The organism is Arthrobacter sp. SLBN-100 (assembly GCF_006715305.1).
Taxonomy (GTDB): Bacteria; Actinomycetota; Actinomycetes; order Actinomycetales; family Micrococcaceae; genus Arthrobacter.
On record NZ_VFMY01000001.1, the window covers coordinates 2,972,125 to 2,992,952 of the forward strand.

General features: G+C 65.0%; 23 protein-coding genes. 9 read left to right on the forward strand and 14 right to left on the reverse strand.

What is annotated here, in order from left to right; genetic code table 11:
• Positions 1 to 112 precede the first annotated feature (112 nt).
• Complete coding sequence (locus FBY31_RS22830; RefSeq protein ID WP_160142494.1) at positions 113 to 244, reverse strand: recombinase family protein; 132 nt, start codon at positions 242 to 244, stop codon at positions 113 to 115.
• Positions 245 to 536: 292 nt separating this feature from the next.
• Positions 537 to 1,718: an ROK family transcriptional regulator gene (locus FBY31_RS13715; protein ID WP_160142469.1), complete on the reverse strand. Its 1,182-nt coding sequence runs from the start codon at positions 1,716 to 1,718 to the stop codon at positions 537 to 539.
• A gap of 371 nt (positions 1,719 to 2,089) precedes the next feature.
• Between FBY31_RS13715 and FBY31_RS13720 the strand changes: the two genes are divergently transcribed.
• Entirely contained in the window at positions 2,090 to 3,940 is a 1,851-nt protein-coding gene (locus FBY31_RS13720; protein WP_200833372.1) for a glycoside hydrolase family 3 N-terminal domain-containing protein, read from the forward strand.
• 163 nt (positions 3,941 to 4,103) lie between these two features.
• Positions 4,104 to 5,366 carry a prolyl oligopeptidase family serine peptidase gene (locus FBY31_RS13725; RefSeq protein ID WP_142041904.1) on the forward strand — a complete coding sequence of 421 codons (1,263 nt, stop codon included), beginning with the start codon at positions 4,104 to 4,106 and terminating at the stop codon, positions 5,364 to 5,366.
• Positions 5,367 to 5,617: 251 nt separating this feature from the next.
• Here FBY31_RS13725 and FBY31_RS13730 read toward each other — a convergent pair whose 3' ends face one another.
• Positions 5,618 to 6,364: a TetR/AcrR family transcriptional regulator gene (locus tag FBY31_RS13730; RefSeq protein WP_142041907.1), complete on the reverse strand. Its 747-nt coding sequence runs from the start codon at positions 6,362 to 6,364 to the stop codon at positions 5,618 to 5,620.
• A 138-nt stretch (positions 6,365 to 6,502) separates the two neighbouring features.
• Here FBY31_RS13730 and FBY31_RS13735 point away from each other — a divergent pair, with 138 nt between their 5' ends.
• Together FBY31_RS13735 and FBY31_RS13740 are read left to right on the forward strand one after the other, a co-directional pair.
• The gene (locus tag FBY31_RS13735; RefSeq protein WP_142041910.1) at positions 6,503 to 7,888 is read left to right on the forward strand and encodes a flavin monoamine oxidase family protein; all 1,386 of its coding nucleotides are present in this window, start codon (positions 6,503 to 6,505) and stop codon (positions 7,886 to 7,888) included.
• A 91-nt stretch (positions 7,889 to 7,979) separates the two neighbouring features.
• A complete protein-coding gene (locus FBY31_RS13740; protein WP_142041913.1) occupies positions 7,980 to 8,462 on the forward strand; it encodes a pyridoxamine 5'-phosphate oxidase family protein in 483 nt (160 codons plus the stop codon).
• Positions 8,463 to 8,470: 8 nt separating this feature from the next.
• On the opposite strand, the gene FBY31_RS13745 is transcribed toward FBY31_RS13740, so the two are convergent.
• Positions 8,471 to 9,070, reverse strand: a complete 600-nt coding sequence (locus FBY31_RS13745; RefSeq protein WP_142041916.1) for a DUF6919 domain-containing protein — start codon at positions 9,068 to 9,070, stop codon at positions 8,471 to 8,473.
• Positions 9,071 to 9,140: 70 nt separating this feature from the next.
• Positions 9,141 to 9,740 carry a hypothetical protein gene (locus tag FBY31_RS13750; RefSeq protein ID WP_142041920.1) on the reverse strand — a complete coding sequence of 200 codons (600 nt, stop codon included), beginning with the start codon at positions 9,738 to 9,740 and terminating at the stop codon, positions 9,141 to 9,143.
• Between the two features lie 166 nt (positions 9,741 to 9,906).
• Between FBY31_RS13750 and FBY31_RS13755 the strand changes: the two genes are divergently transcribed.
• On the forward strand, positions 9,907 to 10,287 hold the full coding sequence (locus FBY31_RS13755) for a VOC family protein (RefSeq protein WP_142045382.1): 381 nt from the start codon (positions 9,907 to 9,909) through the stop codon (positions 10,285 to 10,287).
• A 92-nt stretch (positions 10,288 to 10,379) separates the two neighbouring features.
• Here the strand turns inward: FBY31_RS13755 and FBY31_RS13760 are convergent, their stop codons facing one another.
• Positions 10,380 to 10,775 carry a DUF5997 family protein gene (locus FBY31_RS13760; RefSeq protein WP_142041923.1) on the reverse strand — a complete coding sequence of 132 codons (396 nt, stop codon included), beginning with the start codon at positions 10,773 to 10,775 and terminating at the stop codon, positions 10,380 to 10,382.
• On the opposite strand from FBY31_RS13760, the gene FBY31_RS13765 reads away from it, so the two are divergent.
• Positions 10,738 to 11,574, forward strand: a complete 837-nt coding sequence (locus tag FBY31_RS13765) for a LysR family substrate-binding domain-containing protein (protein WP_235013056.1) — start codon at positions 10,738 to 10,740, stop codon at positions 11,572 to 11,574. The two genes, FBY31_RS13760 and FBY31_RS13765, sit on opposite strands and share 38 nt — an antisense overlap.
• Before the next feature lie 98 nt (positions 11,575 to 11,672).
• Here FBY31_RS13765 and FBY31_RS13770 read toward each other — a convergent pair whose 3' ends face one another.
• Genes FBY31_RS13770 through FBY31_RS13780 form a run of 3 tightly spaced genes read right to left on the reverse strand, consistent with a single transcriptional unit; the run spans position 11,673 to position 13,632 of the window.
• On the reverse strand, positions 11,673 to 12,335 hold the full coding sequence (locus FBY31_RS13770; protein WP_142041926.1) for a DUF3618 domain-containing protein: 663 nt from the start codon (positions 12,333 to 12,335) through the stop codon (positions 11,673 to 11,675).
• Positions 12,332 to 12,742, reverse strand: coding sequence for a phage holin family protein (locus FBY31_RS13775; RefSeq protein ID WP_142045386.1), 411 nt, complete (start codon positions 12,740 to 12,742; stop codon positions 12,332 to 12,334). Before FBY31_RS13775 ends, FBY31_RS13770 begins: the two co-directional genes overlap by 4 nt.
• 17 nt (positions 12,743 to 12,759) lie before the next feature.
• Positions 12,760 to 13,632 (reverse strand): hypothetical protein, encoded by an 873-nt coding sequence (locus FBY31_RS13780; protein WP_142041929.1) that lies wholly within the window; start codon positions 13,630 to 13,632, stop codon positions 12,760 to 12,762.
• A gap of 272 nt (positions 13,633 to 13,904) precedes the next feature.
• Here FBY31_RS13780 and FBY31_RS13785 point away from each other — a divergent pair, with 272 nt between their 5' ends.
• A complete protein-coding gene (locus FBY31_RS13785; RefSeq protein ID WP_142041932.1) occupies positions 13,905 to 14,438 on the forward strand; it encodes a MarR family winged helix-turn-helix transcriptional regulator in 534 nt (177 codons plus the stop codon).
• 114 nt (positions 14,439 to 14,552) lie between these two features.
• Here FBY31_RS13785 and FBY31_RS13790 read toward each other — a convergent pair whose 3' ends face one another.
• From FBY31_RS13790 to FBY31_RS13810, 5 genes are all read right to left on the reverse strand, one after another.
• Entirely contained in the window at positions 14,553 to 14,867 is a 315-nt protein-coding gene (locus FBY31_RS13790) for a hypothetical protein (protein ID WP_142041934.1), read from the reverse strand.
• A 43-nt stretch (positions 14,868 to 14,910) separates the two neighbouring features.
• Positions 14,911 to 16,047 (reverse strand): baeRF2 domain-containing protein, encoded by a 1,137-nt coding sequence (locus tag FBY31_RS13795; RefSeq protein WP_142041938.1) that lies wholly within the window; start codon positions 16,045 to 16,047, stop codon positions 14,911 to 14,913.
• A complete protein-coding gene (locus FBY31_RS13800) occupies positions 16,044 to 16,259 on the reverse strand; it encodes a hypothetical protein (RefSeq protein ID WP_142041941.1) in 216 nt (71 codons plus the stop codon). Before FBY31_RS13800 ends, FBY31_RS13795 begins: the two co-directional genes overlap by 4 nt.
• Before the next feature lie 107 nt (positions 16,260 to 16,366).
• A complete protein-coding gene (locus tag FBY31_RS13805) occupies positions 16,367 to 16,702 on the reverse strand; it encodes a hypothetical protein (RefSeq protein WP_142041945.1) in 336 nt (111 codons plus the stop codon).
• A 34-nt stretch (positions 16,703 to 16,736) separates the two neighbouring features.
• Positions 16,737 to 17,993, reverse strand: a complete 1,257-nt coding sequence (locus FBY31_RS13810; protein WP_142041948.1) for a D-arabinono-1,4-lactone oxidase — start codon at positions 17,991 to 17,993, stop codon at positions 16,737 to 16,739.
• Positions 17,994 to 18,170: 177 nt separating this feature from the next.
• Between FBY31_RS13810 and FBY31_RS13815 the strand changes: the two genes are divergently transcribed.
• Both FBY31_RS13815 and treS read left to right on the forward strand, forming a co-directional pair.
• Positions 18,171 to 18,491, forward strand: coding sequence for a hypothetical protein (locus tag FBY31_RS13815; RefSeq protein WP_200833483.1), 321 nt, complete (start codon positions 18,171 to 18,173; stop codon positions 18,489 to 18,491).
• A gap of 68 nt (positions 18,492 to 18,559) precedes the next feature.
• On the forward strand, positions 18,560 to 20,788 hold the full coding sequence (gene treS, locus FBY31_RS13820) for a maltose alpha-D-glucosyltransferase (protein ID WP_142045388.1): 2,229 nt from the start codon (positions 18,560 to 18,562) through the stop codon (positions 20,786 to 20,788).
• The last annotated feature ends 40 nt before the right edge of the window (positions 20,789 to 20,828 follow it).

Sequence of the window (20,828 nt, forward strand, 5' to 3'; positions counted from 1 at the left end):
CTCCTTTGGGCGGCGCAGGGCTCCTTCGCCCGCCCTCTTAGGATATAAGCTACATACTTGTATTACAAGTAGCTCCACGAGGGTGCCCGAAGGTGGGATGGACGAGCTGTTTTTAGACGAATTCCACGCACACACCTTTACTGGGCAGAGTCTGGACAATTAGCCAAAGATCGCCCAGGCTGCGGGCGAGCGGGTTCATGCTGTGAACCACAACCCCGTCGCCATCGCGGGTAGAGCGGAGCAGTTCGCGCGGTGTCGCCTGGCAATGTGCTGGCCGATGCCGCGTGGCTTATGGTTCGATCAGTTATCTCGCCGTCAAGGTGGGCTTGTTGTTCGGGCCAGACTGCTGACCCTCGTGTAGCCGATTCTCGGACCCGCCACTGAAGTCTTCTCTGCTGTGAGCAGGCCGCGCCCCCGCAGGGTAGTTCAGAAGGCGCGAATAGTTCGAAATCGAATAGGCACGTGCACGGGTAGCTGTGCCGGCAACCGTTGAATCGACCGGAGTTGGGATTTTAGCGCCGTAGGCTTCGGGCGCGTCAGTTGCCCGGGTGAGGTCGCGGGGAAACGGCATTGCGCAGGGCAATGGCGACTGCGCCGAGCACTTCCGCCTGCTCACCCAGGCTTCCCCTTATCACCGTGAGATCCCCGGCGACAGAAGTCAGCGCTGCCTGGCGGAAGGATGCGTTGATAGGGTCCAGCAGCAACTCTCCGGCTGATGCCATCTCGCCTCCCACGACGACGCACTCAGGGTTGATGAGGTTGCAGAGCATGGCCAGGGCGATGCCAATGGCGTGCCCCGCATCGCTGAGTGCCTTAATGCATGTGGTTTCACCTTGGCGGGCCAGCTGGATGAGCTGGGTGACAGTGAGCCCTGGTGCTATTTTTTCCCCGGTTCGGAGGATGGTTTCTGCCCCTGCGATTGTTTCAAGGCATCCGCGGTTGCCGCACCGGCAGAACCGTCCAAGGGGATCGATGATGGTGTGGCCGATCTCTCCGGCTGTGCCCCCGGACCCCCAGTAGGGGTTGCCGCCGAGGATGAGCCCTCCGCCGATGCCTGTGGAGATTTTGAGGTAGGCAACGTCGCTGCATCCCCGTGCTGCTCCCCACATCCACTCGCTTAGGGCGCCCAAGTTGGCGTCGTTGGCTATGCGTATCGGAAGGTCAAGGGCAACGTTCAGTGCCTTGGAAACGTTCACACCGCGCCATCCGGGGAGGATGGCGGAGTCAACGGGATCCCCCGCGGCCTTGTGGACAGGTCCCGGAATGCCAACCCCTACGTTGATGACCGAGGTTTTGTCCAGGTTGAGTTCCTGCAACGCCTCGTCCAGCAGTGCGCCCGCCAACTCAATGTGTTGGGCTGCAGGGGCATCGGGTACGAAAAGGCTGACCTTTTCCACCAGGATGTTGTGTCCCAAGTCAGCAATAGCGACGCGAACGTGCTTTTTCCCGAAATCGATGCCGGCCACAGTGCCGAGGGAAGGCTGCAAAGCCAGTACGGTCCCGGGGCGTCCGCCTTTCGGTCCCGATGCCGCGGCGGCGGTCCGCGGGGCTTCGCCGAGGATTCCTTCAGCCCGGAGCGAGGCGACTATTCCCGAAACGGTGGAGGGTGCCAGGGCTGCGTTGCGGGCCAATTCTGCCTGAGACATCGGGCCCCGGGTACTGAGGGTCCTCAGGATTTCCGCCCGCCCCGCGGACTTGTCATCCGTGAGCTGCTTCAAGGTGCCTGCACTTTCACTGTCAGTCGAGAGGTCGCGATAAGTGCACTTTATCCCGGAGGGAAGGAGCCAGCCTCTTCCCGTCACGTCGCTGACAGGCCGCGTCTTACGAGTTGACCGCATGTGACACCGCTCATAGAGTGTGCTTGTTTATTCGGTTTCGAACATACTCAAAGGGGAGCAATATGGCAGATGAACCAAGAAAGCCCGGAACCAAACGTCCCCGCACGGTTCCTCGGACCGAAAAGCGGTTGACCGCCAGGGTTATGACGGCCGGGCTTGCAGCTTCGATGCTTGTGGTGGGTTCGGCCCTGCCGGCGATGTCCTCCCAGGGTGCCGAAAATGACAAATCACCTGATGGTCAATCTCCCCCAGTGGCTGCGCGCAGTGCCCAGATCATCCAAGTGGACGGCCTGGAGTTTCGCGACCTTGATGGCAGTGGGGACCTGACTCCGTACGAGGACTGGCGCCTCAGCCCGGCCAAGCGGGCCGAAGACCTCGCGGGCCGCCTTAACTTGGCGCAAAAGGCCGGTCAGCTCATGCATGCCTCGCTCACCGGTAACGGTACCTATGACCGCCAATCCTTCCAGTCGCTCCTTTCCGGGGGGTTTATCACCACCTACATTTCGCGGCTGAGCGTGGATGCCGGAAAGCTTGCGCAGGAACACAATGACCTGCAGGCCATGGCCGAGGAGCAGCCGTTTGGCATCCCGCTGAAGATCAGCACGGATCCCCGCAACGGCTTCAGCGTGACTGCGGGCCAGACCGTTGCCAGTGCAGATTTCACCCCCTTCCCCGATCCCATCGGTATGGGTGCCGTGGGAGACCCGGCCGCCACGAAGAAAATGGCGGACATCGTCCGCGAGGAATACCGGGCAGTGGGCATCCATGAGGCACTGTCACCGCAGGCCGATATCGCGACCGAGCCCCGCTGGACCCGGATCAACGGGACTTTCGGCTCCACAGGTGAAGAGGCGAAAAAGCAGGTAAAGGCCTACGTCGAGGGACTCCAAGGCGGAACGGCGGGTCTCACTCCCGACAGCGTCGCCACGGTGGTGAAGCACTGGGTCGGTTACGGTGCGCAGGTCAACGGTTATGACAGCCACTACTACTACGGGCGTTACGCCGCGTTCCCGGGCAACAACTTCCAGGAACACCTCACCCCCTACGAAGGGGCGTTCGCCGCAGGCGCCGCGGGCATCATGCCGACCTATTCCATATTGAAGGACTTGGAGCGCGACGGCAGCGTCATCGAGCAGGTCGGTGCCGGGCACAACGAGTACCTGTTGCAGGACCTGCTGCGCGGTCAGTACGGGTTCAAGGGTGTTATCACGTCAGACTGGGGCATCGCCAATAACTGCCCGGCCAGTTGCCAGGAGCTTCAGCCTCCCGCACCCTTCTGGGGACCACATGGAGTGGGCATGCCGTGGGGCGTCGAAGACATGACACTTCCGGAGCGCTACGCCAGCGCCGTTAATGCCGGAGTGGATATCATCGGCGGCAGCGACCAGCCGCAGTACATTGTCCAGGCAGTGGAACAGGGCCTGCTCTCCGAGGACAGGCTCAACGAGGCTGTGGTGCGCGTGCTCGGCCAGAAGTTCGAACTTGGGCTTTTCGAGAACCCCTATGTGGACCCGGCCAAGGCCGACAGGGTGGTGGGCAGCCCTTCCTCCCGAGCCGTCGCCCTGGACATTCAGGCACGATCCCTGACGCTCCTGAAGAATGATGCGTCCGCCCTGCCGCTGCGCAAGAGCACCGGGAAGAAGGCCTTCCTCTACGGAGTGGACGCGGCCGCCGCAACAGCGGCCGGCCTGGTTCCCGTTACGGACGTTGCTACCGCTGATGTGGCCATCATCCGACTTACCGACCCCCGTGGTGGTGACGACCTGACCGACCTGAACTTCTCAGGCGATGAAGCTGATTACCAGGCCTTGGTTGCCGCAGCGAAGACCGGCGTTAAGACCATCGCCGTACCGGGTTTGACCCGGCCCCTGATCCTGGACAACGTCAAGGAGCACGCCGACGCGGTGCTGGCGAACTATGGAGTCTCGGACAAGGCTCTGCTTGACACAATCATGGGACGGGCAAAGCCGGAGGGCCGCCTGCCCTTCGAGCTTCCCTCCTCCATGGATGAAGTCAGGGCCCAACTGCCCGACGTTCCGAACGACACAGCCAACCCGCTCTTTGACTACGGATTCGGTCTCTCGTACTACAAGAACAGCTAAAGACCAGAAAAGATAGCAGGCGGTGTCCGGGCTGCCCAGACACCGCCTCGGCTTCACGGCACCGGTGACTTCCCCGCAGTTGGCGGCGCCGAAACTCCATTGCCCCAAGATTCCCCAACTATCGATCGATCCACCTATGCCGTTACGAACGAAGGAGTTCCCATTGACCACCCCTGTGTCCCGCCGCACGTTCCTCACCGCTGGCAGCGCCGTCGTCGTCGCCAGCCTCGCCCCCACCGCTGCCTTCGCCGATAGTACAAGTAACAACCCGCCCGCTGGCTCCGCACCCTTTACCCTTACCGCGACCGTGCTGGACGGTGGAGAGCAGGTCACCTCGGTGACCATCGACGCCTCCCGGCAGGGCGGCCTGGAGGAGGGTCCTGTGCCCACCTCCGCATTCACCGTCCATGCTCGGGGCACGAACCCACTCACTGGCAGGGTGGCTTACGACATGGAGCGTCTCGTGACCGCGGCGCGGGCTGACAGTCGCGGTCGGATTGTCCTCGACCTCATGCACGGTGAGGGTGTCCCGGGCGGTGCCACGCTGGATTACATCGTGAACGGTGGCCGCAACGTCATGCTTGACCTCGAATACACGATCACGCAGGTCGAGCCGCTCCCCCGTCACGGAAAGGGTGCGCCCCAGATCAAGTCTTTCACCCAGGGCGCTCTCGTGGACCCCGAAGTGGACGCCTTTACCCACCATGTGGCAGCGCGCTCGGGCACCAACTATCGTCTGTTCACCCCTCAGGAGCGGGGTCGCTCCCAGGGCCGTCCGCTCATTGTGTGGCTGCACGGCGGCGGCGAAGGCGGCCTGCTGACCGGCGGATACAACTACTACGACAATGAAACCCCGCTCCGCGCCAACCGCGGGGCTCTCGGATTCACGACGAACGAGGCACAGGATCTCTTCGGCGGCGCCTATGTGGTTGCCCCGCAGTGCCCCTCGATGTGGCTGGCGGACGGTCCCGCCTACGCACCTCTCATCTCAGAGATCATCGAGGAGGTATGCGCGACCCACATGGTGGACCGCGACCGTATCCACGTGGTGGGTTGCAGTAACGGCGGCTACATGACCCTAAAGATGATCGTCGAGAACCCGAATGCTTTCGCCTCCGCGGTCCCAATCTGCCCCGTCGTCGTTCCGTTCAACTCCACCGGCCCCATGGTGCCCGACGAACAGCTTGCCGCGATCGATACCCCCACTTGGCTGATCACCGCCGCCGACGACACAACCATCGACCCGCAGGCCAACACGGTGCATGCCCACGAGCTGATCCCCGGATCGATCATGAGCCTGTACGAAGACGTCACTTGGAACGGGTACAGATTCCCCGGCCACTGGTCGTGGATCTACGCCGCTCGCAACGACCCGTCGCACGCGGGTGTCAAACTGTGGAAGTGGATGGCTGAGCAGCAGCGCTGAGAGACCCCACCAAAAACAGGGCAAATGGGCTCTTCAGACATCCGGCGGGAAGCAGCACGGAGGGTGGGCGATCGGGTATAGGGCCGGGGTCCTCGATGATCAGGTGAAACCAAGCCACTGATCATCGAGGACCCCGGCGCCTTCCGATGGGTGCCGTTTCCGGGTCATTAAGCAATTGAAGCGCTTCTTCAATGACCTCCTCAGGGCCGCCGGCGGGATATGGCAGGGCTCGTTGTCCTCGGGCCCATTGTTCACACCATTCCTCCGTCTTCCGCTGCCTGCCTGTCCCGCAGGGCGCCCAGCCCGGAGATCAGCGCCTCCAGTCCCAGCTCAAATGCCACGTCAGCCGGCCGCCCAGGTGCGCCGGAAGCGCCTTCCCCGCCGCCGGCGGACAATGCAGCACTCCGGACAGCAGCCGTGAAATTGGGAGTCGACTCTGCCATGGATCCGGAATCAAAGATGTCTTCCGGCGCCGTCACGTCATAAGCCGAGCCGAAGATGAAGGACTCCAGCGCCACGATGGACGAGACGACCCGCTCCTGGGGGAAGCCGGCGTCGAGGAAACCCTTGCTCACTGTCTCGTACATGGCCAGTGTCTGCGGCGCGTCGGTCACCGGGAGGACGGCAATGACGGGAATCAGCGGCGTGTGCTCGGCGAAGACGTTCCGGTAGCTCCAGGCCCAGCTGCGCACGGCATCTTCCCAGGGCGCGGCACCAAAATCGGACACATCCACCAAGGACGTGAGATGGTCCTCCACCAGGAGCAGGACGTCCCGTTTTGAGGCCACATGGTTGTAAAGGGCCGACGGCGCCACGTCCAGTTCCTTGGCCAGCCCCGCCATCGTCAGCCCGTCATAGCCCTTGCGGTTAATGAGTTCCAGAGCCGCAGCCGTGATCCCCGCCTTGTCCAGCAGTGCGGCGGAAGGCCTCCCTGCCCGCCTCCTAACGACGCTCCCGTTCCCCGCGGTGCGTCCCTCTACGGCTGGTACTGCCGGCATCACTGGCCTTTCTTTGGTGGTCACCTGCATTATTCCATCCGGCACTTCCCGTCCCGCCCCCAAACAGCTATAGTTCTAATAAATGAATGGCATTCATTTAGTGGTCCCCGTCACCAGAGGGGCCGCAGAGAGGACATCATGCTGAACCTGAACCGCGACGTCGTCGTCGTTGGAGCCGGGCCCTCGGGACTGACCGCTGCCCGGGAACTGAAGAAGGCCGGCCTGAGTGTTGCCGTCCTGGAGGCGCGTGACCGGGTGGGCGGGCGTACCTGGACTGACACCGTGGACGGCGCCATGCTCGAAATCGGCGGCCAGTGGGTCTCGCCGGACCAGGCAGTACTCCTGGAGCTGCTGGACGAGCTGGGCCTGCAGACCTACCCGCGCTACCGCCAGGGCGAGTCGATGTACATCGGCAAGGACGGCATCCCGGTCCGGTACGCGGGGGATAGCTTCCCCGTAGAGCCGGACACCAAAACAGAGATGGACCGCCTGACGGCCCTGCTGGACGGGCTCGCCGCCGAGATCGGCCCCACCGAACCCTGGGCCCATCCGAAGGCACGCCAGCTGGACACCATCTCCTTCCATCACTGGCTCCGGCAGCACTCCGCCAATGAGGAAGCCTGCAACAACATCGGCCTGTTCATCGCCGGTGGCATGCTCACCAAGCCCGCCCACGCGTTCTCCGCGCTGCAGGCCGTACTGATGGCCGCCTCCGCCGGGTCCTTCACCCACCTCACGGACGAGGACTTCATCCTGGACCGCCGCGTGGTCGGTGGCATGCAGCAGGTCTCCCTGCTGGTCGCGCAGGAACTGGGGGACGACGTCGTCCTTAACTCCCCGGTGCGCACCATCAACTGGGGGCCGGACGCCGACGGCGGGCACCGCGTCACCGCCGTCTCGGAGCAGGCCACCGTCAACGCCCGGTTCGTGGTCATGGCCGTTCCGCCCAACCTGTACTCCCGCGTCTCGTTCAACCCGCCGCTGCCGCGCCGCCAGCACCAGATGCACCAGCACCAGTCGCTGGGCCTGGTCATCAAGGTCCACGCGGTCTACAGCCGGCCGTTCTGGCGGAATTCGGGCCTTTCCGGCACGTGCTTCGGAGCGGGATCGCTGGTCCAGGAGGTCTACGACAACACCAACTTCGGCGATACCAGGGGCACCCTGGTGGGCTTTATCTCGGATGAAAAGGCCGACGCCGTCTTCGAGTTGGGTGCCGCCGACCGCAAGCGCGCCGTCCTGGAGTCCATTGCCGGGTTCCTGGGCGCGGAGGCACTGGAGCCCGACGTCTACTACGAGTCCGACTGGGGCGCGGAAGAATGGACCCGCGGCGCCTACGCCTCCAGCTACGATCTCGGTGGCCTCCACCGCTACGGCAAGGACCAGCACGCGCCGGTCGGCCCCATCTACTGGTCCTCCTCAGACCTCGCCGCTGAAGGCTACCAGCACGTGGATGGCGCCATCCGGATGGGCCGGCGCACGGCAGCCAGCATCTGCGAAGCAGCGAGGGTGACCGTTCCGGCCTAAAGCAGGGGAGGGCGGCGGGTGGATTCTAAGCATGCTTACCAATAGGCTGGGCGGTGGGGAGCGTCCCCGTAGCAGACGAACGAGGTGAGACATGACTGACACCGGGAGCATCAGCAAGGTTACGGACATCATCAACGATTCCCACATCGGAATGTTGACCACCATCAATGAGCAAGGCGCGCTCGTCAGCCGCCCGCTCGCCGTCCAGGATGTTAAGGACGACGGCGACATGTGGTTCTTCACCGGCCTCGGCACCTCGCAGGTGGCGCATGTCCGGGTTGACCCGCGCGTCAACGTTTCCTTTGGCAAGAACACCGAGTGGGTTTCCGTGGCCGGCACCGCCGAGGTGGTGACGGACCGGCAAAAGATCCGCGACATGTGGAACCAGGCAGTTGAAGCGTGGTTCCCCGACGGCCCGGACACTCCTGAGGTGTGCCTGCTCCGCATCGACTCCGACTCGGCCGAATACTGGACCAGCCCCGGCGGGACCGCCGCCACAGTATTCCAGTGGGTCAAGTCCAAGGTCACCCACAGCCGGATGAGCGTGGGCGAAAGCGGCACCGTAGAGCTGTAGGGAAGCCCCTACGAAGCCGTCAGGGCGCCGAGGACGGCGGGCAGCAGCACGTCGTCCCGGCCCCATGCCGGGTCCAGGATCTCCACGTACCAGGAGTCTGCCAGCAGCAGGGCCAGGTTGTCGTTGGTTTCCCCGGCCCAGTCCTGGATCTGCTCCTCGGTCACCGGGTTCTCGCTGGACCCCAGGACAGTCACCACCTCGCCGCCGTCCACCGTCACCGGGATGGCGGCGCTGCTGGACTCGCCCGGGGCATGGGCCACGGTCACCAGCTCAGACCGGGTGGACAGCGCCAGCAGCTGCGCAACAATCTCGGCACTGCAGAACCCCGTGACGTACTGCCGCTGGGCCAGGCCGGCGGACCGCAGCCCCGGCTGGGACTCCTTCGTAAACAGCCCGCTCCTGTTCAAGGCAGCAAGCTCGACGGCGATGGGTGCGGTTTCGGCGTCGAAGCTGGCCGTGAAGGTGGCAGGCTGGAATTCACTGCTCCCTTCCAGCCAGCGCGCTGTCAGTTCGCCCGCAGCCGCCAAAGTGGTGGCCTGGCGCCAGGCGCCCCGGTCCTCCAGCCGCCTGCCGAACCGGTCACGGTCTTGCGTTTCTTGAAGCTCCATCCTCAAACGCTACGGTGCACGGCCGCTGGACTCCAGTAGCGGCGACACAGCGGTTAACGCGGATCAGCAGCTAATGCCCGCTGGCAGGGATCCCTGCCGCTTGCTCGGCAGCGGCGAGGGCGCGGCTGAAACGTTCGACGGCGGGCGGGTACCCTTGGTGCCGCGCGGCCTGCAGCTGCTCCGCCTCGCGCATCGCTTTGATAACCGCCGCGGTGTGCGGCAACCGTACGTCGGTCATGGCCGGGAAATCGATGCAGTAGGCGGGATCCAGCTCATAGCGGCGCCAGCGCTCCAGCAGCATGCTGTGCTCAGCCTGGGCTGCAGTATAGAGGGGCATGTATTCACGGCGTTGGCGCCGGTCCAGCAGCCAGGCGGCCAACCGCGGGCTGCCCCGGTAGGCGGCGATGCCCGCTGCCACGGCCGCTCCGCCGAGGAACAGCCCCGCCCAGGCCGATGCGAGAGTCGGGATGAGCAGGGCGGGGATGGCTACCGCGGAGCCCAGGAACAGGTCCCAGAAAAGCTGGTCCGATCGCTCAGGCTCCCTGCCGGCACCAGCCAGCTCCCGGCGTCGGACCTGGAACACGGTGGCGGCCACACTCACCACCAGCACGGATCCGCACAGCAGAAGGACCCACGCCCCCTGGAACAGGGATTCTGCGATGGCTGCCACCTTGCACCTCCACGTCCACAGGCCCGTGCTGTACGCCGGGCTGCTCCTTCCATTGGAGCGCCTTCCCGGGCCGCGGTCAATGGCCTCCACCAGTACCGGAGGCAGCCCTGCAGCAAGGGCACGGGAGCCTTCCCTCTCACGTAAGGAGCCACGTACCGTGGGACCCATGAGACTCAAAATGTGCAGCATACACGTCAAGGACCCCGCGGCCGCCCATACCTTTTATACGGAAACCCTTGGCTTCGAGACACTGATGGCCATGCCGGAGTACAACCTGTTCATCATCAAGGACCCCGGCGCGGACCAGGGCTCAGTGGGCCTGCTGCTGGAACCCAGCGACAACCCGATCGCATCGGACTACATGAACGCGGTCTACAAGGCCGGACTGCCGGCCATTGTTTTCGGCGTCCCGGACGTGCAGGCGGAATACGAGCGGCTCACTAAGGCCGGAGTTGGTTTCCGGGGCGAGCCGGCCGAGGATCCGTCCGGGATCAGTGCGGTGTTCGACGACGGCTGCGGCAACTTCATCCAGCTGCACCAGGACTGACTTCCCCGGACACAACAGAGGCTTGTTCGCAGGTCCCGCCCATGAAGGTTCGGATCCGCGAACAAGCCCGGGTTTCGGAAACGCTCAGCGGGTCAGGCGCGGGCCCGCTTGGCGTCCTTCTTGGCTGCGTCTTCCTTCACGCGCTGTGCTTCTGCCCGGACGGCGGCGTGGGTGGCGCGCTCGGTGACCAGCCACGCCGGAGGAGCCTGCAGCAGCGCGGTGATTTCCGCCGTCGTCAGCGCTTCCTCAACACCGCCGCGTGCCAGCCCGCTGATGGATACGTTGAGCTTCTGCGCCACCACCGGGCGGGGGTGCGGGCCGTTGCGGCGCAGTTCGGCGAGCCATTCCGGCGGGTTTGCCTGGAGTTCGGCGAACTCCTCGCGGGAAATGGTCGATTCCTGGAACTCCTGCGGTGTTGCGGGCAGGTAGATGCCAAGTTTCTTGGCAACGGTGGCCGGCTTCATGGACTGGGAGTTTGCAGAGGTCATGCTTCAAGGGTATCCGGGCGGACGGTACTGTGAAGACGTGCCCACCGACAACGCCCCCCAGCCAGACGCCGCTCCACCGGGGTCTGCCGATCCCGCCGCGGCGGACGCCCCCCGCGTCCTCCGCATCGCCTACGTGGCGGGAGTGACGCCCGGCAAGTGGATCCGCCGGTGGGAGGAGCGGGTGCAGCACGTTCCGCTGCAGGCGTTTATGTCCGACGACGGCGCACAGGTGGAGGTGCTGCATGCTGGTTCCGCGGACCTCAGCTTTGTCCGCCTGCCCGTGGAGCGCGAGGGTCTCAGCGTGATTCCGCTGTACGAGGAGCAGCCCGTGGTGGTTGCCCCGAAGGGCCACGAGATTTCGGTGTTCGAGGAAGTGGCGCTCGCCGACCTTGAGCAGGAAGCCTTCCTGGACGTGGCCTCACTTGGTGGTCCGGAAGCGGCTCTGCAGGTGGTGGCCACTGGCGCGGGGCTCGCGATCCTGCCCATGTCAGTGGCCCGCCACTTCAACGTCAAGGACACGGTGGCGAGGCGGCTCACCGGAGCGCCCGGCACCGAAATCGCCGTCGCCTGGCCCACTGACTCCACCGACGAGGTGATCGAGGAATTCATCGGGATTGTGCGCGGCCGGACCGCCCAAAGCTCCCGCCAGCCATCCGCCCAACCCGTCAAGGCCAAGAAGGATCCCAAACCGGACCGGCGCGGCACCGGCGCCAAAAAGGCGCCAAAGGTTGCCCAGAGGTACGCTCCCAACCCGGACAAGGGCCGCGGTAAGGGTTCGCGGAAAAAGGGCAGGCGCTAGGCTCAGCCCCTATTCGGCAGGAGTCCGAGACGCCGGAAGGCCGGCCCCGTGCGGAGCCGGCCTTCCCTGAACCTCAAACGACCTGATGCCGTGTAGGCCTAGGTGTTCTGGACGTGGTCTTTGGCATCGGTGGCGCGGCTCTTGACGTCGGTGACGGCGCCCTGGCCTTCGGCTTTGACGTTCTGGACACCCTCGGTGGCGGTGGCTTTGACGTTTTCCATCACTTCCTGGGCCGGTTCCTTGAGGTCCTGGACCATGTCCTTGGCGGCGTCGGCGACCTGCGTGGCCAGGGGCTGCGCGGCGGTCTTGAGCTGGTCCGCTGCCTCGCGTTCCTTCTGGCTTGGCGGGATCAGGGACGAGACGAGCATCCCGGCGCCGAACGCGATCAGGCCGGCGGCCAGGGGGTTGCCCTGTGCTTTGGCCTTGACCTGGTCCGGTGCCTGGGAAATCGCGGTCCCGGCATCACTGAGTTTGGCGCCGACGTTGTCCCTGGCGTCGTGCAGGGTGTCGGTGGTGTGGTGCATGGCGCCGCCGGCGTGGCCGGTGCCCGAGTGGACTTTATCCTGGACGGTACTCGTGGCTGAGTCTGCTGCTCCCATGATCCTCTCCTTCACCCCGGTGACGGCGTCTTTCACTTTGTCGGTCTGGCGGTGGACGACATTGGAGGGGGTGACCTTGTCGGCGACCGCGTCCACGTCAGTGCCCAGGCGGGCACGGGTGGCTTCTATGTCTGCACGGATTGCGTCCGGGTTATCGCTCATCGGTTTACCTCACCTGGTTTTAGGGTTGGGGGAATTTCAGAAAGTGTTTCACCGGTCTGGGGCATGCCCTGGATCTGCTTGAGTTCCTTGCGCCCGATCGAGGCCAGGATTGCGGCGATGATGGCCCAGATCACGGCGACGATCACGGCGGCCCAGCCCAGCGGCATCAGGGCGTCCAGGGCGAACATCAGGGCCAGGGACAGGAAGACCAGGACGAGGTGCCCGGCGACGCCGGCGCCGGCGAGCATTCCTCCGCCTTTGCCGGCCTTGGTGGCGGACTGTTTCAGTTCGGCCTTGGCCAGCTCCACTTCCTGGCGCATCAGGGTGGACAGGTCCCGGGTCACATCACCCAGGAGCTCACCCAGCGACGCGTTGTCCGCCTTCTGATGCGCCTCACTCGGCGGCATCTCCGGAATCTGGCTACTCACAGCTGGCGTCCTTCCGTTGACCGATAGGTGCCGTCGGCAGCACGATAGCTGCCGTCCTCGTCGCGGTAGGGGTCATCCTCGAACCGGAGCGGGCTGTCCTCGGCTGTGCCGGAGGGGAGCGTGGTGGTGGATACCGGCGCTCCGGTGCCGACCACCGGCTCGTCAAACAGATCGTCAGTGCCGGCTGCGTACACTGTCTCCTGCCGCAGCGGCGCCACCGGTGCGGACTGGACCGGCCGCCGGGCCGGGGACTGTACGGCGCCCTGGGAACCGGTGGCCCCTGCGGTGAGACCGCGGGTGAGGCGGCCCGCCAGTACACCTGCGCCTGCTGCGAGCAGGAGGAAGGTGCCGGGGCGGTTCCGGGCGAACCTCTGGACTTCGCCGAGCAGGTCGCCCGGCTGCCTGTTCTCCAGCCAGGAAGCCACCGATTCGCTGCGCTGGGCGGCCTGCCGGATCAGGTCGCTGGCCATGCCCTGCTGGTCCGGCGCGTCCGCCATGCTCTGCAGCTGGCTGGAAATGGTCCTGATGCCTTCGGCTGCCTTCTGCTGCTGGGTGCCGGCCTGGCTGGTCAGTCCCGACCTTGCCTGGGACAGCAGATCCTGGGCGCTGTGCTTGGCCTCCGAGGCCACGTGGGCCGCCTCTTCCTTCGCCGTGTGGGCTACCCCCTGGGCTGCCGTGGCCGCGTGCCCGGCCACATGCGAAGCCTCTTCCTTGGCCGCCCCGGCCTTGGAGGTGCCGGCCGTGCCGGCCGTGCCGGTCGTGCCGGTCGTGGATGCGGTGGTATAGGTATCTTCAACTCCCACCTCGGAGGCGCCGTAAGGGTCCGGGATAGCAGGGTTGGGTGTCTGGGGCCATTGGTTCTCTGTCATCATGCTCTCTTTCGCAAAGGGTCAGCTGGCGATCAAGAACCAGCAGTGCTGGCGGTATTTAGTAAGCAGGGTTACTACTTAGATACTAAGCACACTTCTCATTTGGATTGCAAGGGGGCGTGTTGGAAGTCTTGGGTTTAAGCGGCAAGCGGCGGGACGGATAGTAAGCCTACTTGCGAACAGGATGCTAAGCATGCTTATTGTAGGTAGGTAGCGACGCATGAAGGGGTAATGCCACCCGCACTTCGCCACTTACAGGAAGGCCGCGGCCGATGACGAGCAACCTCGATCCGGATGCACGGAACAGCTACCGCCTTATTACGCTGGCGGCGCGCCTGGTCCAACGGCGTCAGGATGATGCTTTGGCGCCCCTTGGCCTGACCCGGGCAGCTGTTATAGCCCTGGAAGGGCTGGCTGCCGGACCCCTTAACCAGGAGCAGCTTGCCGAAGTTGTCCGGGTGCAGAGCCAGACCCTGGGCAGGGTACTCACCCGGCTTGAGGGGTCAGGCCATATCAGCAGGACCCGCCAGTCCACCGACCGCAGGCAGTTTAGGGTCGAGCTCACCGATGTTGGCCGGGCAGCCCTCGAGGCGGCGCGGCAGGCGGAATTGGATGCTTATCCGGACGATCCGGAGATCTCCTGGAAGGTTCTGCAGGATGAACTCGCCAAGTTCATCCGGGCGCTGCCGCCCAGCCGGGATCCGGAAGTGGTTCCTTTTGTAGCCCCCGAACACCACCGCACCCCGCGCAGGTTGCCGGGGGCGCGTGGCCATGGCTTCCGGGGGCTGGACCATCCGCACCCGTAACAGCAGCGGATGCTGGGGCCGGCGAGCGGGGACCAGCTGCGAGGGGTGGCAGCAAGAGCCAGGAGCACGGTGAAGGGCAGGGCTTCGTGGCCCTGCCCTTCATTTGCGTGTTTATCAGCTGTTGTCCTGGTCCTCGTTCGCCTGGGCCCCGGTGGTGTCGTTGTTGTCCAGCAGCCCACGCTGGGCCAGATCCGCCGCTTCTGACGCTTCGGCCGGCAGCGGATCCGTCGCCGGCGGAACGTCACTGGGCGCATAGTCCGCAAGGCCTGCTGCAACCCGCTCCTGTTCGGCTGCTGCCGCGTAGGCGTCGTCGTCAATGTCCTCCGGCATTTTGCCGTGTCCTGTCCGCGTGGGATTCGGCAACGCATCCTCTTCGGGGATGATCACGCCGCCAGGGGCAAGGTCCTCGTTGTCATTTCCCGTTGCCATGATGTTCCTTCCTGTCGGTTCGTTTGCTGCAGGGGTGGATAACTTACGACGACGGAACCGCCGGCCCAGTGGACCATCGCAGCAGGGCTGCCACATCGGCCCCGTCTGCCAGGACCCCGCCCGGGACGAGCAGGACGCGCGCGTCGGTCAGCGCGGCCGCCCGCAGCAGTGCTGCCGGGGCCGGGACCTTGCCCAGCACCTTGGCCCCAAGGGACTCCTCCTCCGCGGTGGCAATCCACGGCTCGGCGTCAAGTGCCAGCAGCGTCCGCTCCGAGAGGGCGCCGTCATCCAGGATCAGCACCTCCACCTGGGCTTGCTGAAGCGCGTGGACCACAGCCCCGATGCCGGTGGCGGATTCAGGGTTGGCCTGGCCTTCCTGCATGGCCAGCCGGTCCATGATGTCCTGCTGCTCGGCAGCCCACTGTTCAGCGACCCGCTGGTTTACCTGGTCTTCAAGGAGGCCCTGGTCAGCGCCCGCTGTGTGCGTGTGGGAATCGACCATCGACACCAATGCCTGGGTGGCCTTGGAGAGTTGCTCCTGCACCAGCCTCCGTGCATGGATGTCACCGGCAAGGACTACCAGCCGTGCGCCGCTGTTGCCCACCACGCGGTCGATCTCCTCGGCCACCTGGTCCGCGTTGCGGCGCCACACATCCTCGGTGTGGTGCTGAAAGCGAAGGTGGGCCCAGCCCCCGCCCTGAAACTTCTTGATGTGCTGGTTGTCGCCCTGGACTTCCTCGGTGCTCGCCGGAGCGCCGGCTCCCGCGTAGTACAGCCGGATCTCGCCGTGTTCCCGGCTGACTTCCGCAACGACGTAGGGGAACTCCTCCGGCCGGTGTTTTACCAGCGGCAGGAGGTCGGGAAGGGGATCCACCGAAATCCGTTCCGGCAGCACACGCTCGCCCGGCAGCACCTCGTTGATCTCAACGTTTCCCTGGTGGACCAGGACGAACCGGGACACGGGGGAAGGGATGCCTGCCTCAGGCCGCAGTGCCTGTTCCACCGCATCAAGGTCAGCCGCGGAGGCTCCCTGCGCTTCCAGCGCGGCGCGGACATTGCCGGGCCGCACGTCGCCCGCTTCCAGGCTGTCCACAGTGCCTGTCCCCGCGTCCACATAGGCGGTGCACCAGGGGCCCGGGAGCCGGTACCGGTCCGCGTGCTCCTTCAGGCTTGTGGTCACTGTTCCTCCTCCTCGTCGCTGATGGCATCGGGGGAAGCGACCGGATTCAGGGCTTCCTGGACTTCAGCAGGATCCGTGTCGTCGGGGAAGGGTTCGGTCTCGCGCCATTCCTCCGCGTGGGGCGGTTGGTTTGCGTGGACCGCACCCTGGGTTTCGTGCTTCATCTGGTCATCCAGATTGGAGCCGTGTTTGGTGTTGCCGCGTTCAGCCATGACGATCTCCTTCGCTCAGTGAATTTAGTATCACAGGCTTACTAGTTCGTCATTTCACCGTAGCACCAGGACGCGGCCGTCAAAAGGGGCAGTGCTGGGGATCTCGCTCAGGCTGCGCAGGCATCCTTCAGGGCCTGGACAGACTCGGACGGCACCTGGTCTCCGGCCTCCGCAATTTCACCCAACGGCGTCGTAATTTCAGTGGGGACGCCCGCGGTGCGGGCGGCCGACACGAGCCCGCCGAGGGCCCGTTTGTCCTCCACGCTGACCAGTCCATCCTGGACCACGGCGCAAATCTGCCGGTTCACTTCCTCCGCGGCTGCCGTGGCCACCTTCGAAGCGGCGTCACTGGCCGCATTCCCGGCGGCTTCCTCGACGGCCCCGCAGCCGGCCAGCAGCAGCATCAGGGGGACGGCGGACAGGGCGGCAAGGCGGCGGTTCATGGTTCCACCCTAACAATCCGCGGCCCCTGGGCTGTTAGCGGGCGCTCGCCGCCGGGACGCCGAGGATGGTGTCCAGGAGCCCGTTGCGGAACTTGCCCTCGGGGTCGTGGGAAGAGGCAAGGGACCGGAATCCGGCGAAGCGAGGGTACAGGGTCTCCCAATCGTGGCCGGCCGGGGAGAAGAGCTTGCCCCAGTGCGGCCGGGCACCGAAGGGCCGGAGCAGGTCCTCGAGTTCCGGGAGGAGTGCTTCCACCTCGGGCTGAAGCGGCTTCCAGGTGAAATGCAGCGCCACGCTCTGCTGCCGGTAGAAGGGGCTCAGCCAGAATTCGTCCGCGGCACCCGTACGGATTTCCGAGACAAACAGCAGGGGCGCCAGCCTGTCCGCCAGACCGCGGACTGCCTGAAGCGCCGCCGGCGCGTGCCCCAGCGGCAGGATGAACTCGCTCTGGAGCTCCTCGCCCTTGCTGGGAGTGAACTCGTGCCGGAAATGCGCCAGCCGGTCCAGCCATTGCCCCGGCTCGTCCAGCTGGAGGGTGCAGTTCTCCGCCGACATGTCCGGCAGCGGGTGACGGGCGCGCGTGGCTGCCGTGGCGCCGAAGAGATTCGCCAGCGGAGGCTCCGTGTCCAGTGCCTTTAGCCATACCTGGCTGATCGTTTCGCCTGCATAGTCCGTGAACAGACTCACGCTGTAGGCGCTGGACATGATCTCCGGGAAGGCTGCCAGCGCCCGGTCCCACGGCAGGTTCTCCAGGACGCGCTGGCGCATCTGGAAACTGGGCTGGACGGTCAGTTCGAGTCCGGTCACAATGCCCAAAGCGCCCAGGCCCACCACGCTGGCCAGGAACTCGTCCCCGTCCGCCCGGGTAAGGGTGACCAGTTCGCCTGAGGGCCGGACCAGGTCGATGGACTCGACGGCGCCGGCGAGCGAGGGGTTGTTCACCCCGGAACCGTGGGTTCCCGTTTGTACTGCCCCTGCCACCGAGATGTGGGGCAGTGACGCCAGGTTGTGGATGGCCATGCCGGATTGCTCCAGCCTGCGGCACAAGGCCCCGTAGCTGACGCCCCCGCTGACCTTGACAGTGCTGCGTTCCGGGTCAACGACGATCTGCTGCGGCAGGGCATCGAGCAGCACATGCACCCCGTCGGTGTCCCCAACACGGTTGAAGGAGTGCCGGGATCCAAGGGCCTTCACCAGGGCTGCCCGCTCCACGATCCGCGACAGTTCCGCCACCGATTCAGGCCGCTCGATGAGGTTGGACGAGTATTCGAGGTTTCCTGCCCAGTTCTTCAATGAATCAGCTTTCCGGTGGGGGTGGGGTGGCTCACTCAACTGTCAGCGCTCACAATCGGCATGTCAAGCTGGCGCCACATGGCGTCGCGGCGCTTAGCAAACGGATTTCAGGGGCTGTTCCCCGCCTAATATCCATCGTTGTACATTGGGTTCATAACGCTTGCGGAAAATCCGCCCATGGGCTGGAACAGCTGGGACTGCTGGGGCACCACCGTCACCGAGGATGAGATGCCGGCGTGGACCGGTGCAGACGCCGGAAAGACCCGGCTGATGGGCGTGCCGGCACTGGAACTCGAGCTTCCGGCGCATGGAGTGCATTTCTGCCGGTTCACCCGGGTACGGACATCGATGAACCGCCGCTCAGCTGAAATTCATCGGCCGCCGCCGTTCGGCGTGCGCGTGAATCGTGGCAGAGTGGAATGCAGTCGAGTTGAGGGAGGAACTCAGTGTCTGATCTGGGAGAAGCAACCGCCAGCGTGTCTGAGGGCGATGCAGTAGAACAGGCCGGCGAAACCGGCAACGCGACTGGTCCGGAGGCTGTGGAGGTTACGGAACCTGCAGAATCCATGGAGGAGGCAGGGCCGGCGGAGGTGCCGGACGTTCCGGAAATCACTTTCGACGAAAAGTTCTACCCGGCACGGCCCAAGGCGCTGCGGCCAGTGGCCCGCCGTCGGCAGTACTTCGCCAACGCCCCCTCGCTGGAACTGGACGGCCTCAACCAAACCTACGTGGAGTGGCTGCGGAACCAGGCGATGCTCGGCGACGCCAACGTTATGGCCCGGCAACTCTCGGGACAGGCGAGCATGTGGCAGCACTCGTTCGCGCACCCCAACCCGCGGGCCGCCGTCGAACGCGCGTCCGTATGGTTTACCGCTTACCCGCTCTCCTACATGACCACCCCGGGACAGTCGTTCCTGGGGGCATTGGGCGACCCGGAACTGTGGAAAACATTCCGCGAGATTGGCATTCGGGCCATTCACACAGGGCCCGTCAAGAAAGCCGGTGGACTGGAGGGGTGGAGGGAAACCCCCAGCGTGGACGGCCACTTTGACCGGATCAGCATGGCCATCGACCCGCTGTTCGGCTCCGAGGACGAGTTCCGCCGGATGTGCGAGGTGGCCGGCGAACATGACGGCACCATCATCGATGACATTGTCCCCGGACACACCGGCAAGGGCGCGGACTTCCGCCTCGCTGAAATGAACTACCGCGATTACCCCGGCATCTATCACATGATCGACATCCCGGAATCGGACTGGCACCTGCTGCCGGACGTCCCGCCGGGCGAGGACTCGGTCAACATCAGCCCCGATGCTGAGCTGGCGCTGCAGCAGGCCGGGTACATCATCGGCCGGCTGCAGCGGGTCATCTTCTACGAACCCGGCGTGAAGGAAACCAACTGGAGTGCCACCCGGGCCATCGTGGACACCACCGGCCAAAAGCGCCGCTGGGTGTACCTGCATTACTTCAAGGCCGGGCAGCCGTCCATCAACTGGCTGGATCCCACGTTCTCCGGCATGCGCCTGGTGGTGGGCGACGCGCTCCACTCGCTGCTTGACCTCGGTACCGGTGCCCTGCGGCTGGACGCCAACGGCTTCCTTGGCGTGGAAAAGAGCGCTGAGGAACAACCCGGCTGGTCCGAAGGACACCCGCTCTCCGAGGCGGCCAACCAGCTGATCGGCAGCATGGTGCGCAAGGTGGGTGGCTTCTCCTTCCAGGAACTGAACCTCACCATCGACGACATCAAGGCGACCTCCGAAACCGGGCCGGACCTGTCCTACGACTTCATCACCCGCCCCGGTTACCACTACGCCCTTGTCACCCAGGACACGGAGTTCCTGCGGCTCACCCTGCGGCTCGCGATGGAAATCGGAGTGGACCAGGCATCGCTGGTGCATGCGCTGCAGAACCACGATGAACTGACATACGAGCTGGTGCACTTCGCCACCCGGCACAAGGACGATGTCTACCAGTTGGCCGGTTCGGAGCTGACCGGCGCCGAGCTGACCGAACACGTGCAGGAGACGCTGCGGAATGCGCTGACGGGGGAGAACGCCCCGTACAACGCCGTGTTCACCACAAACGGTATTGCCTGCACCACGGTCAGTGTGATCACCGCGGCGCTGGGCATCAAGGACATTTCCTCCCTCACCGCCGAGCAGATCGACCTTGTGCGCGAAGCGCACCTGCTGCTGGCCATGTACAACGCACTGCAGCCTGGAGTCTTCGCACTGTCCGGCTGGGACATGGTGGGCATCACCACCCTGGACAGGGAGCAGGTCCGGGAGCTTACCGCGCAGGGCGACACCCGGTGGATTAACCGGGGCGCGCACGACCTGATGGGTACCAACGCTGAAGCCACCCTCTCGGCCTCGGGAATGCCCCGCGCGCGCAGCCTCTACGGTCCGCTGCCGGAACAGCTCAAGGACGAAGGGTCTTTCGCGCGGCGGCTCCAGAAAATCCTCAAGGTGCGTGAGGAATGGGGAATCGCCACCGGCCTGCTCCTGGACATTCCCGAGGTTTCGCAGCGGGGACTGCTGGTGATGGTGCACCGCCTCGCCTCCGGGCAGATCCAGGTGACGGTCCTGAACTTCTCGGGTGAGAGCATCACCGGCAGCGTCAACTCCAGCCACCTGGAGGCCGGTGCGGGGGTGCGGGATCTGTTCACCGAGGAGACCGTGGGCCAGGTTGATGACCTGCACAGCTTCTTTATCGAGCTGGGCGCCTACCAGGGAACGGCGCTGCTGATTGAGGAACCCCTTATCGAGGAGGAGGGCGCCCCGGCGGGCCTTTAGTTCTCCGGGTCCTGTGCGGTTGGCCGGGCTCCTTTGATCA